At 70.7% G+C, this 13,938-nt stretch carries 10 protein-coding genes; 9 read left to right on the top strand and 1 reads right to left on the bottom strand.

The features are described from left to right. The first annotated feature begins 42 nt into the window (after nt 1–42). The 9 genes from PV963_RS11185 (at nt 43) to PV963_RS11145 (ending at nt 11,450) form a co-directional block, all read left to right on the top strand. Nucleotides 43–2,994: a M14 family metallopeptidase gene (locus PV963_RS11185; protein ID WP_274815489.1), complete on the top strand. Its 2,952-nt coding sequence runs from the start codon at nt 43–45 to the stop codon at nt 2,992–2,994. 256 nt (nt 2,995–3,250) lie between these two features. Next, nucleotides 3,251–4,258, top strand: coding sequence for a type I glyceraldehyde-3-phosphate dehydrogenase (gap, locus tag PV963_RS11180; RefSeq protein ID WP_086561720.1), 1,008 nt, complete (start codon nt 3,251–3,253; stop codon nt 4,256–4,258). Nucleotides 4,259–4,400: 142 nt separating this feature from the next. Continuing rightward, nucleotides 4,401–5,612 carry a phosphoglycerate kinase gene (locus PV963_RS11175; RefSeq protein ID WP_274815488.1) on the top strand — a complete coding sequence of 404 codons (1,212 nt, stop codon included), beginning with the start codon at nt 4,401–4,403 and terminating at the stop codon, nt 5,610–5,612. Nucleotides 5,613–5,618: 6 nt separating this feature from the next. Beyond that, entirely contained in the window at nt 5,619–6,395 is a 777-nt protein-coding gene (tpiA, locus tag PV963_RS11170) for a triose-phosphate isomerase (protein WP_274815487.1), read from the top strand. A gap of 95 nt (nt 6,396–6,490) precedes the next feature. After that, the gene (gene secG / locus PV963_RS11165; protein WP_208641567.1) at nt 6,491–6,727 is read left to right on the top strand and encodes a preprotein translocase subunit SecG; all 237 of its coding nucleotides are present in this window, start codon (nt 6,491–6,493) and stop codon (nt 6,725–6,727) included. Nucleotides 6,728–6,961: 234 nt separating this feature from the next. Continuing rightward, entirely contained in the window at nt 6,962–7,297 is a 336-nt protein-coding gene (locus PV963_RS11160) for an RNA polymerase-binding protein RbpA (RefSeq protein ID WP_003976875.1), read from the top strand. Nucleotides 7,298–7,454: 157 nt separating this feature from the next. Then, nucleotides 7,455–8,699 carry an MFS transporter gene (locus tag PV963_RS11155; protein WP_274815486.1) on the top strand — a complete coding sequence of 415 codons (1,245 nt, stop codon included), beginning with the start codon at nt 7,455–7,457 and terminating at the stop codon, nt 8,697–8,699. 66 nt (nt 8,700–8,765) lie between these two features. Then, nucleotides 8,766–10,418, top strand: coding sequence for a glucose-6-phosphate isomerase (gene pgi / locus PV963_RS11150; protein WP_274815485.1), 1,653 nt, complete (start codon nt 8,766–8,768; stop codon nt 10,416–10,418). Nucleotides 10,419–10,529: 111 nt separating this feature from the next. Then, nucleotides 10,530–11,450 (top strand): hypothetical protein, encoded by a 921-nt coding sequence (locus PV963_RS11145; RefSeq protein ID WP_274815484.1) that lies wholly within the window; start codon nt 10,530–10,532, stop codon nt 11,448–11,450. A 20-nt stretch (nt 11,451–11,470) separates the two neighbouring features. On the opposite strand, the gene PV963_RS11140 is transcribed toward PV963_RS11145, so the two are convergent. Further along, on the bottom strand, nt 11,471–13,876 hold the full coding sequence (locus tag PV963_RS11140) for an ABC transporter permease (protein WP_274815483.1): 2,406 nt from the start codon (nt 13,874–13,876) through the stop codon (nt 11,471–11,473). Between the last annotated feature and the right edge of the window lie 62 nt (nt 13,877–13,938).

The following is a 13,938-nucleotide window of genomic DNA, read 5'->3' as shown; positions in this document are numbered from 1 at the left end:
GCATCTGTTCGCTGCTGTGGCGAACCCACGCTAGGGGGGTTCATGAGACGAAGAGCGAGATCGATCCTCGCTGTCGGCACGCTCCTGATCGGCGGAGCGAGCATCGCACCCATCGCCCAGGCACAACCGGACAGTTCACCCCCGTCCGACCCGGACGAAGTCAAGGTCTTCCGCGCCGACGTCACCCGCGAGCAGGTACCCCTGCTGCTCGCGGCCGGCCAGGACGGCCATGAACTCAGCGAGCAGGTGCCCGAAAAGGGCACCGCCACCATCGAGGTCATCGTGACCGACCAGCAGGCGAAGAAGCTGGCGAAGCAGGGCGTCGACCTCACCGAGCACGACCTCTCCACCAAGGCAAAAGCCCGCGTAGAGGACGCCGCCGAGGGCGTGTTCCGCCCGTACGGCGGCAAGGGCGGCATCAAGGAGGAGATCCTCAGGACCGCGCAGGACAACCCCGGCCTCACCAAGGTCGTCTCCATCGGCAAGACGGTCAAGGGCCAGGACATCCTCGCGCTGAAGCTCACCAAGGGCGCGAAGAAGACGAAGGACGGCTCCAAGCCCGCGGTCCTCTACCTGTCCAACCAGCACGCCCGCGAGTGGATCACGCCGGAGATGACCCGGCGCCTGATGCACCACTACCTGGACAACTACAAGAAGGACCGGCGCGTCAAGAAGATCGTCGACTCCACCGAACTGTGGTTCGTCATCTCGGCCAACCCCGACGGCTACGACCACACGCACGCCAGTGACGACAACCGCCTGTGGCGCAAGAACCTCAGGGACGTCAACGGCGACGGCGCCATCGGCACCGGCGACGGCGTCGACCTCAACCGCAACTTCGCCTACAAGTGGGGCTACGACGACGAGGGCTCGTCCCCCAACCCCACCAGCGAGACCTACCGCGGCGCCGGACCCAACTCCGAGCCGGAGACCCAGGCCCTGGACGCCTTCCAGAAGCGGATCGGCTTCACGTACGGCATCAACTACCACTCCGCCGCCGAACTCATCCTCTACGGAGTCGGCTGGCAGGTGGCCACGCACACCCCGGACGACGTCCTGTACGAGGCGCTCGCCGGTACCCCCGAGAACCCCGCGGTCCCCGGCTACCACCCGCAGCTCTCCTCCGAGCTGTACACCACCAACGGCGAGGCCGACGGCCACGCGGCGAACGTCAACGGCCTGGCGATGTTCACCCCCGAGATGTCGACCTGCCAGTCCGCCTCCAACGCCGACCCGGACGACGAGTGGAAGGCGTCCGACTGCCGGTCGATCTTCACCTTCCCGGACGACGAGAAGCTGATCCAGCAGGAGTTCGCCAAGAACGTCCCGTTCGCGCTCTCCGTCGCCGAGTCCGCCTCCCACCCCGACCGGCCGTCCTCGTCGGTCGGACTGAGCGCCGCCGACTTCACCCCGGCCGCGTTCCCGCTGTCGTACTCCCGCGGCGCCGACCAGGAGGTCTCCGTCGTCGCACGCAAGTCGCTGCGCGACAAGGAACTGAAGTACCGCGTCAACGGCGGCCGCACCGAAGACATGGCGCTCAGGCCATGGAAGGGCGGCGAGACCTACGGCGGTGAGGACAACCTCTACTTCGACGAGTACCGGGCGAAGGTCAAGGACGGCGACCCCGGCGACAAGGTCGAGGTGTGGTTCACCGCAAAGACGAGGAACGGCAAGAAGGTCTCCAGCGAGCGCTTCACCTACACCGTCGCCGAACGGCCCAAGGCGGACACCCTCGTCGTCGCCGAGGAGGGCGCTGCCGCCACGCAGGCACAGAAGTACGTGGACGCCCTCAAGGCCAACGGCCGCAAGGCGCTCGTCTGGGACGTCGCGAAGCAGGGAGCGCCGGACGCGCTCGGCGTGCTGAGCCACTTCGACACCGTCGTCCACTACACGGGCGCGAGCGTCCCCGGCAACGCCACCCAGCTTCAGCTGCGCGCCTTCCTCAACGAGGGCGGCAGGCTGATCGAGGCCGGCGAGCAGGCCGGCGGCAGCGTCGACCTCGGCGGCGCCCTGTCGAACGACTTCAGCCAGTACTACCTGGGCGCCTACAGCCGTACCCCGGCCGCCGGAGCCACCGGCTTCACCGGCTCGGGCGAGCTGGGCGGCTTCACGGGTCCGCTCGCCGCCGCGCCAGGCAACCCCCTGGACAAGGCGGGCCGGTACGGCGTCACCTCCGACGAACTGCCCGCCGACGAGTTCCCGCAGTTCGCGAGCAAGGGCGCCGGACAGTTCGCCGGCGCGGTCAACCCCTACGGCCCGTACGCGGGCTCCTCGATGGCCGCCGCCGTCCACACCGACAACGCCTACAAGCGCCTCACCCGCACCGTGGACCTCACCGCCGTCGCCGCGGCCGACAAGCCCACCCTGCGCACCCGGCTGATGTGGGACACCGAGCCCGGCTACGACAACGTCCTGATCGAGGCCCACACCACGGGCGCCGACGACTGGACGACCCTGCCCGAGACGGGCGGCGCCACCAAGGCCACCGTCCCGGCCGAGTGCGAGGGCGGCTTCTACGTCCGTGAGCACCCCTGGCTGAAGCACTACCTGACCCTGTCGGACGACGGCTGCACCGCGACCGGCAGCACCGGCTCGTGGAACAGCCTCACCGGCGCCTCCGGCGGCTGGCGGCAGGTGGAGTTCGACCTGAGCGCGTACGCCGGCAAGTCGGTCGAGGTCTCGATCAGCTACGTCACCGACCCGGGCACCGGCGGGTACGGCGTCCTCGCCGACGACACCTCGCTCGTCGTGGGCGGCACGGCGAAGGAGACCGAGGGCTTCGAGACCTCGCTCGGCGCCTGGAAGGCAGCCGGACCGCCCGCGGGCAGCCCGGCCGTCCTCAAGGACTGGACCCGCTCCGGGGCGCTGTTCCAGACCTACGGCGCGGTCACCACGGACGACACCGTGCTGCTGGGCTTCGGCCTGGAGCACGTCGCCACCGCGGCCGACCGGGCGGCACTGATGAGAAAGGCGCTCGCCTCCCTCGACGTGTGACCCCGGACGTGTGACCCCACAGGAGCTGGGAACTCTCCGTCAACAGGCACCACGCCGAGTAGCGAAATCGAGTGATCTCGCTCTCGGTGGCGGGCGGTCCGTACCCTACTGGCCGGTACGGACCGCCCTGCCGTGTATGGGGCATCTGGATGTCACCACCGCAGCCTCAGGGAGGTAGGGTCGTAGGCGGTCGGGGACATCCCAAACAGAGCTCGCCGGCTCTTCATGGCCGGCGTACCAACGAGGAGATCGGTTCGTGACGATCCGCGTAGGCATCAACGGCTTCGGCCGCATCGGTCGTAACTACTTCCGCGCGCTGCTGGAGCAGGGTGCAGACATCGAGATCGTGGCTGTCAACGACCTGGGTGACACCGCGACCACCGCTCACCTGCTGAAGTACGACACCATCCTCGGCCGCCTCAAGCAGGAGGTCTCGCACACCGAGGACACCATCACCGTCGGCGACAAGACCATCAAGGTCCTCGCCGAGCGCAACCCGGCCGACATCCCCTGGGGCGAGCTGGGCGTCGACATCGTCATCGAGTCGACCGGCATCTTCACCAAGAAGGCCGACGCCGAGAAGCACATCGCCGGCGGCGCCAAGAAGGTCCTCATCTCGGCTCCGGCCAAGGACGAGGACGTCACCATCGTGATGGGCGTCAACCAGGACAGCTACGACCCGGCGAACCACCACGTCATCTCCAACGCCTCCTGCACCACCAACTGTGTGGCGCCGATGGCCAAGGTCCTCGACGAGAACTTCGGCATCGTCAAGGGCCTGATGACGACGGTGCACGCGTACACGAACGACCAGCGCATCCTGGACTTCCCGCACAAGGACCTGCGCCGCGCCCGTGCCGCCGCCGAGAACATCATCCCGACCACCACGGGTGCCGCCAAGGCCACCGCGCTGGTCCTCCCGCAGCTCAAGGGCAAGCTGGACGGCATGGCCATGCGCGTCCCGGTCCCGACCGGCTCGGTCACCGACCTGGTCCTCGAGCTCGGCCGCGAGGTCACCAAGGAAGAGGTCAACGCCGCCTTCCAGAAGGCCGCCGAGGGCGAGCTGAAGGGCATCCTCGAGTACACCGAGGACCCGATCGTCTCGTCCGACATCGTCAACGCCCCGGCGTCCTGCACCTTCGACTCCTCCCTGACCATGGTCCAGGAGGGCAAGAACGTGAAGGTCATCGGCTGGTACGACAACGAGTGGGGCTACTCCAACCGCCTCGTCGACCTGACGGTCTTCGTCGGCAACCAGCTCTGATCCACGGAGCAGGCACGTCCATGTGAGAGCAGGGCTCGGGCAGCGCGAGAATGCGCTGTCCGAGCCCTGACTCACGTACAGATCAGAGCTGTTCGATCACGAGCGCTTACGAGCGATCACGAGCTCTTTCAGGAGTCCCCTCATGAAGACGATCGACGAACTCCTCTCCGAAGGGGTAGCCGGCAAGCGGGTCCTCGTCCGCGCCGACCTGAACGTGCCGCTGGACGGCACCACCATCACCGACGACGGCCGGATCCGCGCTGTGGTGCCCACGGTCAAGGCCCTCGCCGACGCGGGCGCCCGGGTGGTCGTCGCCTCGCACCTGGGCCGCCCCAAGGGCGCCCCGGACCCGGCCTTCTCCCTCGGTCCGGCCGCCGCGCGCCTCGGTGAACTCCTCGGCACGGACGTACCGTTCGCCACCGACACGGTCGGCGAGTCCGCCCGGGCCACCGTCGCCGCCCTCGCCGACGGCCAGGTCGCGGTCGTCGAGAACCTGCGCTTCAACGCCGGTGAGACCAGCAAGGACGACGCAGAGCGCGGCGCCTTCGCCGACCAGCTCGCCGCCCTCGCGGACCTCTACGTCGGCGACGGCTTCGGTGCCGTGCACCGCAAGCACGCCTCCGTCTACGACCTCCCGGCCCGGCTGCCGCACGCCGCCGGCTACCTCATCGCCAAGGAGGTCGCCGTCCTGAAGAAGCTGACGGACGACCTCCAGCGGCCCTACGTCGTCGCCCTCGGCGGCGCCAAGGTCTCCGACAAGCTCGCCGTCATCGACCAGCTGCTCGGCAAGGCCGACCGCATCCTCATCGGCGGCGGCATGGCCTACACCTTCCTCAAGGCCAAGGGCTACGAGGTCGGCAGTTCCCTCCTCCAGGAGGACCAGATCCCGGCCGTCCAGGAGTACCTCGAGCGGGCCGAGAAGACCGGCGTCGAGCTGGTCGTGCCCGTCGACGCCCTGAGCGCGACCGAGTTCCCGGACCTGAAGACCAAGGCTCCCGCCCACCCCACGACCGTCGCCGCGGACGCCATCCCGGCCGACCAGATGGGCCTCGACATCGGGCCCGAGACCCGCAAGCTGTACGCGTCCAAGCTCGCCGACGCCGCCACCGTCTTCTGGAACGGGCCCATGGGCGTCTTCGAGCACCCCGACTACGCCGAGGGCACCAAGGCGGTCGCCCAGGCCCTCGTCGAATCCAAGGGCTTCACCGTGGTCGGCGGCGGCGACTCCGCCGCCGCCGTGCGCACCCTCGGCTTCGACGAGACGGCATTCGGCCACATCTCGACCGGTGGCGGCGCCTCCCTCGAATACCTCGAGGGCAAGACGCTCCCCGGCCTCGCCGCACTGGAGGACTGACCCCTTATGAGCACGCGCACGCCGCTGATGGCGGGCAACTGGAAGATGAACCTCAACCACCTCGAGGCCATCGCCCATGTCCAGAAGCTCGCCTTCGCCCTGGCCGACAAGGACTACGAGGCCGTCGAGGTCGCCGTCCTGCCGCCCTTCACCGACCTGCGCTCCGTACAGACCCTGGTCGACGGCGACAAGCTCAAGATCAAGTACGGCGCCCAGGACATCTCGGCACACGACAGCGGTGCCTACACCGGCGAGATCTCCGGCCCCATGCTGGCCAAACTGAAGTGCACGTTCGTCGCCGTCGGCCACAGCGAGCGCCGGCAGTACCACGCCGAGACCGACGAACTGGTGAACGCCAAGGTCAAGGCCGCCTACAAGCACGGCCTGACCCCCATCCTGTGCGTCGGCGAGGAGCTGGAGGTCCGTGAGGCGGGCAACCACGTCTCCCACACCCTCGCCCAGGTCGAGGGCGGTCTGAAGGACCTCTCCGCCGAGCAGGCCGAGACCGTCGTGATCGCCTACGAGCCCGTCTGGGCCATCGGCACCGGCAAGGTCTGCGGTGCCGAGGACGCCCAGGAGGTCTGCGCGGCGATCCGCGGCAAGATCGCCGAGCTGTACTCGCAGGACGTGGCCGACAAGGTCCGCATCCAGTACGGCGGTTCCGTGAAGTCCGGCAACGTCGCCGAGATCATGGCCCAGGCCGACATCGACGGCGCCCTGGTCGGCGGCGCCTCGCTGGACGCCGACGAGTTCGTCAAGATCGTGCGCTTCCGCGACCAGTGAGTATGCGGTAGGCGCGATCCGTCGTACCCTTGCGGGGTCCAGCACTGTGCTGGACCCCGCGTCGTCCATCCGAATCCGAGGAAGTTGGTCCAGCCGTGGTTTTGGGGTTCTCGATCGCCCTGATCGTCTTCAGCCTGCTGATGATGCTGCTGGTGCTGATGCACAAGGGGAAGGGCGGCGGCCTCTCCGACATGTTCGGTGGCGGCATGCAGTCCTCCGTCGGCGGCTCCTCGGTCGCCGAACGCAACCTCGACCGGATCACCGTCGTGGTCGGTCTGCTCTGGTTCGCGTGCATTATCGTGCTCGGCATCCTGATGAAGGTGAACAACTGACCGGCCCGCATTACGCACGCAATACGCACGCAATACGTACGCACGCGATACGTACGTAAGGCCCCATGTTCGGTACGCGCGGCAAAGCGCGGCCTATCATGGGGCTTGCGTCTAGGTGTGAGGGTTGTAACTCCAATCACTGGACGCGCGTTGGGCCTTACGTAGACTGAGGCGCTCGCAGCGAAGCGGAACGCCGACTCGCTTCGCGGCACCATCACGCAGGGAGTTACGACCGTGGCAAGTGGCAACGCGATCCGGGGAAGCCGGGTCGGGGCGGGGCCGATGGGCGAGGCCGAGCGCGGCGAGTCCGCGCCGCGGCTGCGCATCTCCTTCTGGTGCTCCAACGGACACGAGACCCAGCCGAGCTTCGCCAGCGACGCGCAGGTGCCCGAAACCTGGGACTGTCCCCGCTGCGGCTTTCCGGCCGGCCAGGACCGGGACAACCCGCCCGACCCGCCGCGCACCGAGCCCTACAAGACGCACCTGGCGTACGTGCGGGAGCGGCGCAGCGACGCGGACGGCGAGGCGATCCTCGCCGAGGCGCTCGCCAAACTGCGGGGCGAAATCTAGGAGTTGAGACCGGCCGGGCACCAGCAGGTGCCCGGCCGGAGCTGCTTTGTGCACCGGCGGACCGCCGCTCGCGGACCGATTGTCAGTGGTGCCCTCTACGGTTTGTGCATCGGGCGAACCGTGAGGGGGAACAGTGGCGACGGTCGAGGTGGGAAGCATGCGCGCGCCCGCGTGGCGCGAGGGCTTCGGACGGCTGTGGAGCGCCGCCGTGCTGTCCAGTTTCGGTGACGCGCTGCGTACGGCCGCGCTGCCCCTGCTCGCCGTCACGCTGACCGACGAGCCGCTGCTCATCGCCTCCGTCACGGCCTGCGGCTATCTGCCCTGGATCGTCTTCGGCCTGCTCGGCGGGGCCGTCGCCGACCGCGTGGACCAGCGGCGGGCCATGTGGCGGGTGGATGCCTTACGGGGGCTGCTGGTCGCCGCCTTCGCGGTGGCCGTCGCCCTCGGTCACGCCTCGATCGGCCTGCTCATCGCGCTGGCCTTCGCCCTGACCACCCTCCAGACCCTGTTCGACAACGCCGCGACGGCACTGCTGCCCGCCCTGGTCGACCGGGACGTTCTCGGCAGTGCCAACGCCCGGCTGCTGACCGGCCAGCGCATCGCGGGCGGCCTGCTCGGCGGGCCCGTCGTGCCGCTGCTGCTGACGGCCGGGGCGGCAGTGCCGTTCGCTGCCGACGCCGTGACCTTCCTGGTGGCAGCCGCACTGATCGCCTCACTGCCGGCCGCCGAGTCCGACCGGAAGCCCGGACCGGCGGGCAGCACCCTGCGCCGCGAGATCGCGGAGGGGCTGCGCACCCTGTGGCGCGACCGCGCGCTGCGCGGCCTGTGCGCCGCCACCGCCCTGTGCAACATCGGCATGGGCACCCAGCTCGCCATGCTGGTCGTCCTCGTCACCGACTGGCTCGGCGCGGGTCCCGCGGGATACGCCGCGGCGGGCGCGGCCTTCACCCTGGGCAGCCTGGCCGGGGGAGTGGCGAACGGCCGGCTGGTCGCGCGTCTCGGCCGGCTGCGGTCCGTGCTGCTCGCCGGATCGGTGCAGACCGCCGCCCTCGTCGTCATGGGCACCGTGCGCAGCCTGGCCGTACTGGTGGGCGCGCTGGCCGTCTTCGGGCTCATGGGCATGGTGTGGAACGTCAACACCACGACACTGATGCAGGAGCGCAGCCCCGCCGAACTGCTGGGCCGGGTCAGCTCGGCCTTCAGGACCCTGGCCTTCGCCGGCGTGCCCCTCGGCGCCCTGCTGGGCGGGGCCGTCGCCACCGCCTGGGGGCCGAACACCCCGCCCCTGCTCACGGCCGCCTTCTTCGTCCTCGCCGTCACCGCGCTGATACCCGCGCTCAAGGTGAACGTAGTTGTTGTCGAGCCGGACGACGGCGCCACGACAGCCGATGCCACGCGCTGATCAATTAGGTTGGGACCGGCAGCGGGGCAAGGTACGCATGGACAGGAAAGAAGGCTGAAGTCCGAGATGAACGCAGACGGCCGTACCAGGCTCAACCAGACGTCCGAGTGGACGGCACTGGCCAAGCACCGTGAGGAGCTGGGCGACGTCCAGCTGCGCGAGCTGTTCGCCGCCGACTCCGGCCGCGGCACCGCGTACACCCTCCGGGTCGGCGACCTGTACGTCGACTACTCCAAGCACCTCGTCACCGACGACACCCTGCGGCTGCTGCGCGAACTGGCCGCCGCCACCGACGTGTTCGGGCTCCGGGACGCCATGTTCCGCGGCGAGAAGATCAACACCACCGAGAACCGGGCCGTGCTGCACACCGCGCTGCGGGCGCCGCGGGACGCGGTCGTCGAGGTCGACGGTGAGAACGTGGTGCCGGGCGTGCACGCGGTGCTCGACAAGATGGCCGACTTCGCCGACCGTGTCCGCTCCGGCGCGTGGACCGGCCACACCGGCAAGCGCATCAGGAACGTGGTCAACGTCGGCATCGGCGGCTCCGACCTGGGTCCCGCGATGGCGTACGAGGTGCTGCGCGCCTTCACCGACCGCGACCTGACGGTCCGCTTCGTGTCGAACGTGGACGGCGCCGACCTGCACGAGGCGGTGCGGGACCTGGACCCGGCCCAGACGCTGTTCGTCATCGCCTCCAAGACCTTCACCACCATCGAGACGGTCACCAACGCCACGTCCGCGCGCGGCTGGCTGCTGGACGCGCTCGGTGACGAGGCCGCCGTCGCCAAGCACTTCGTGGCCCTGTCGACGAACGCCGAGAAGGTCGCCGAGTTCGGCATCGACACGGCCAACATGTTCGAGTTCTGGGACTGGGTCGGCGGCCGTTACTCGTACGACTCCGCGATCGGTCTCGCCCTGATGATCGCCATCGGCCCGGACCGCTTCCGGGAGATGCTCGAAGGCTTCCGGATCGTCGACGAGCACTTCCGCACCGCGCCCGCCGAGTCCAACGTGCCGCTGCTGCTGGGGCTGTTGGGCATCTGGTACGGCAACTTCCACGACGCCCAGTCGCACGCGGTGCTGCCCTACAGCCACTACCTGTCCAAGTTCACCGCCTACCTCCAGCAGCTCGACATGGAGTCCAACGGAAAGTACGTCGGCCGGGACGGGCGTGAGGTGGAGTGGCAGACCGGGCCGGTGGTGTGGGGCACGCCGGGCACCAACGGGCAGCACGCCTACTACCAGCTCATCCACCAGGGCACGAAGCTCATTCCGGCGGACTTCATCGGCTTCGCCCGGCCGGTCGCCGAGCTGGGCGACCGGCTCAAGGCGCAGCACGACCTGCTGATGGCCAACTTCTTCGCCCAGACGCAGGCGCTCGCCTTCGGCAAGACCCCGCAGGAGGTGCGGGCCGAGGGTGTGCCGGAGGAACTGGTGCCGCACAAGACGTTCAAGGGCAACCACCCGACGACCACGATCCTGGCGCCCGAGCTGACGCCGTCGGTCCTCGGCCAGCTCGTCGCCCTCTACGAACACAAGGTGTTCGTGCAGGGCGCGGTGTGGAACATCGACTCCTTCGACCAGTGGGGCGTGGAGCTGGGCAAGGTCCTCGCCAAGCGCGTCGAGCCCGCGCTGACCGAGGGCGCCGAGGTCGAGGGCCTGGACGCCTCCACCAAGGCCCTGGTCGCCACGTACCGGGAGCTGCGCGGCAGGCAGTGACGACCGCCGGGCGGGAGGCGGACGGCGGCGCGCTGTCCGCCGCCCGGCGGCGCCCCCTCCGCTTCCCGTAGACTCCCGGACGATCATCACGAGTGCTCGGGGGAGCGCGAAATGGCACGCACACGCGGAAGTTGGACAGGCGGCACGCTGACGGTCCGGTCCGTCCTGAAGCCCCAGGACGTGGCCCGGGCGGTGTTCCACCCCGCGTGGATACCGCAGCCGCTCGATCCGTCCGTGGAGCGGCTGAAGAAGTTCCGGGTCATCGCCGGTGCGGTCGCGTCCCTCGGGGTCTACACCTTCATCGAGGGCGGCTTCGACTTCACGGAGCTGCTGGAGAACGCGATGACGGCCTCCGTCGTCCTGCTCTTCCTCACGCCGCTGACGGTCGGGGCGATGCTCTGGATCTGGCGGCGCGGCGGCACGGTGCGGCAGCTGCGGGTGCCGCTGCTCAACTCCCTGCTGCTGCTCCTGCTGTTCGTCGGATGCGTGGCCGCCCTGCTGATGCTGGTGCAGACGGTGAACGGGTCGGCGAACCCCGCCGCGATCATCGGGGTGGGCCTGACGATGATGTGGATGCTCATCTTCACGGCCTACGGGGCGGTGCGGGTCTCCGGCAACTTCTTCGGCACGGCTGCCACGCACCGCTGTCTGCCGCCGCTGCTCGCCATGGTGACCAGCTGGCTGGTGGCCGTCCCGGACCTCGTCACCGGTGATCTGCACGGGCTGAGCCTCACCCTGGGGATCGTCTTCATCCTGGGCGCTCCGGTGACGGTCACCGCCATCGCGCTGCTGGAGATGGGGCGGCTCAAGCGGCGGTACGGGATCCGGCTGAAGGCCCATCCGGCGACTCTGGCACCGACGCCCGCACCCGGGCCGGTCCCGCCGATGCCTCCGGGGGCGCCCCCGGCGGGATCGCCGTACCTGCCGCCGCAGGGGAACCCGTACGGCCATCCGCACGCGCCGGGCGGGCAGCACCCGTACGCCCCGCATCCGCATCCGCCGTACAACCCGCGGCATCCCTACGGGAGCTGACTGCCCGGAGCGGTCGGACGTCAGGCGACCGCGCTCAGGGTGTCCGCGAGTCGGCGGCGGGCCGCGCGGGCCGCGGGCACGGCGGCCAGTGCGGCCGCGCAGAGGACCGCCGCCGTCCCGAGCAGCAGCATCAGCGAGGCGGACGGGCCCCGGGCGATCCCGGCGCCGATGCCGCTCGACCTGCCCTGGGCGTCGATCAGCCAGTGGGCAAGCGGCAGGCCCAGGGCGGTGGCGGCGAGCACGGCCGCCAGTGCCGTACAGCCGGTGGCCGTGACGGTGATGGCCGTGATCTGCCGGGGGGACAGGCCGATGGCCTTCAGCGCGAGCAGGTCCCGTTCGCTCTCGCGGACGGTGCCGCCGATCGCGGTCAGCAGCTCGATGAGCCCGATGAGGGCGAGGACGGCGATCAGCCCGGCGACGACCGCGCGCAGCGGAGAGAGCCCGTCGGCGGGGTTGGTCACGGTGTGCACGTCCAGGTGTCCGCGCCCGGCCGTGGCCAGCCGGTCGGCGACCTCCCGCGGGTCGGCACCGGGGTCCAGGCGCAGCTCGTAGAGGGTCGGGCGCAGGCCGGGGTCGTTCGCGCGGAGGGTGTCGAGGGACGTGGAGATGACCCGGCCGGCGTTCTCCGGCTCGATGCTGCGGCCCACGATGTGCAGGATCTGCGGCTGGTCGCCGACGGTCATCCGTACCCAGTCGCCGACGCGCACGTCCAGCAGGTCGAGCAGTCCCTGCCCGGCCACGGCCTCGTCGGCGCCGCGGGCGGGGCGCCCCTCGGCGAGGGTGTAGGGATAGGGGTCCTGGTCGGTGCCGAGTCCGCGCAGGGCGATGGTCGCCGTCTGGCCCGGGACCAGGGCGGCCGTCTCCACACCGGGGTAGGCGGCGGCCACTTCCGGGTCGCGTTCCAGGAGAGCTCGGGTCTGCCGCTCGTTCAGGCCGGCGTCGGCACGGACGCTGAGGGCGGTCGGCAGGCCGATCTGCTCGGGCGTGCTGTGGAAACGGTCGATGGTGGTCCACGCGCTCATCGCCACGACGATCAGCAGCAGCGGCAGCGTGAGGCGGGCGACGGTGGCGAGGGACCGGGGGCGGCGGCTGAACGCCTTGTGCCAGCCCAGCACCAGGGCGGGCGGGATCCGCGCCCCGAGGGCGCGGCGTGCCAGGTCGGAGAGCTGTCCGGTCCGGGGAGCGGCGGGCCGCAGCCCGAGGACGCGGCGCAGTCCGCCGGCCGGCCGCCCACCGGGCGGAGCCGTCGCGGGCCGCGGTCCGAGAGCCCGGCCCGTCACCCCGGACAACCGCCCGCCGAGGGCCGCCGCGGGCCGCTGCACCGGCACCGGCGGCACGCGTCCCGCCCGCCAGGCGGCCAGCCCGGTGGTCGCGCCGATGAACAGCACCGCGCCCACCGGGATCACGAACAGCGCCACGGTGTGTCCGGGCAGCCCCTGCCACACGCCCACCGCGTCCCCGAGCCGCCCCGGGATCCGGCTGCCCAGGGCCTCGGCCAGCGCGGCGGCGGCCAGGGCACCCAGCAGGGCGTAGGCGAGGTGCTGGAGCAGGAAGACGCGGACCACCTGGCCAGGGGTGAAGCCGATCGCCTTCAGCACGGAGAGGTCCCGCAGGTGGCCGCGGATGCGGGTGCCGATCGCCCCGTGCACGGCGAGTCCGGCGGCGACCAGTGCGCCCAGCCCGAACAGGCCCAGCACCTGGCCGAGGAGCCGGTTGTCGCCCTGGGCCTCGGCCCGGGCCTGCTGCCAGGTGGACACCTCCCCGATCGCCCCGGCGCCCAGGGCGGTCACGGCACGCTGGACGACGTAGGACGTGTCGCCGGGATCGGTCAGCCGCAGCCCGATCACCTGGCCGCCGGGATCCGGCACGGCCGACGGCAGCGCCCACACCAGGCCCGGCTGCTCACCGGGCCGGTAGCGCGGCTCGGCGCTGTCGGCGAGGCCCACGACGGTCAGTTCGCGGGCGGTGCCGGGCACGGTGAGGGTGTCGCCGGGCTCGGCCAGCAGCGCGCGGGCGAGGCGGCTCTCCAGGACCACACCGTCGGGGGTCGCGGGGTCCAGCCAGTGGCCGGAGACGACCGGCGGGCGGCCGACGGACGGCCGTTGCTCAGTGCCGCGCAGCTCGACGGCGGCGCGGCTGCCGCGCGAGACGACGGTGGTGGCGGCGGTGGGGTACGGGCCGGCGACGGAGTCGACACCGTCCAGCCCGGCCAGCTTCCCGGTGTCGGCCCCGGTGTCGGTGTGCAGCCACACGTGCGCGCCGTGCGACTGCGTGAACACGCGCTGCCAGGGGTTGGTGGCGTACCCGAACAGGGCCGTGGCCAGCAGCAGGGAGGCGACGATGCCCGCGGTGGCGAGGACGAGGAACAGCGCCTCGCCGCGGTGCGTGCGCAGATCGGAGTGTGCCCAGCGCAGGGTGGCTCGCACGGGCCTCAGCCCCTCGGCCCGCGGCGGGCGCAGCGGTCGTGAACCCGGCTTCCGCGCAGGGC

It is taken from the genome of Streptomyces coeruleorubidus (genome assembly GCF_028885415.1).
Taxonomy (GTDB): Bacteria; Actinomycetota; Actinomycetes; order Streptomycetales; family Streptomycetaceae; genus Streptomyces; species Streptomyces coeruleorubidus_A.
The sequence above is the reverse complement of the archived record's forward strand: the minus strand, read 5'-3'. Positions and strand labels throughout refer to the sequence as shown.

Coding starts and splice junctions, on each gene's coding strand:
- PV963_RS11185 (WP_274815489.1), top strand. CDS start 43: ATGAGACGAAGAGCGAGATCGATCCTCGCTGTCGGCACGCTCCTGATC.
- PV963_RS11175 (WP_274815488.1), top strand. CDS start 4,401: ATGAAGACGATCGACGAACTCCTCTCCGAAGGGGTAGCCGGCAAGCGG.
- tpiA (WP_274815487.1), top strand. CDS start 5,619: ATGAGCACGCGCACGCCGCTGATGGCGGGCAACTGGAAGATGAACCTC.
- PV963_RS11155 (WP_274815486.1), top strand. CDS start 7,455: ATGCGCGCGCCCGCGTGGCGCGAGGGCTTCGGACGGCTGTGGAGCGCC.
- pgi (WP_274815485.1), top strand. CDS start 8,766: ATGAACGCAGACGGCCGTACCAGGCTCAACCAGACGTCCGAGTGGACG.
- PV963_RS11145 (WP_274815484.1), top strand. CDS start 10,530: ATGGCACGCACACGCGGAAGTTGGACAGGCGGCACGCTGACGGTCCGG.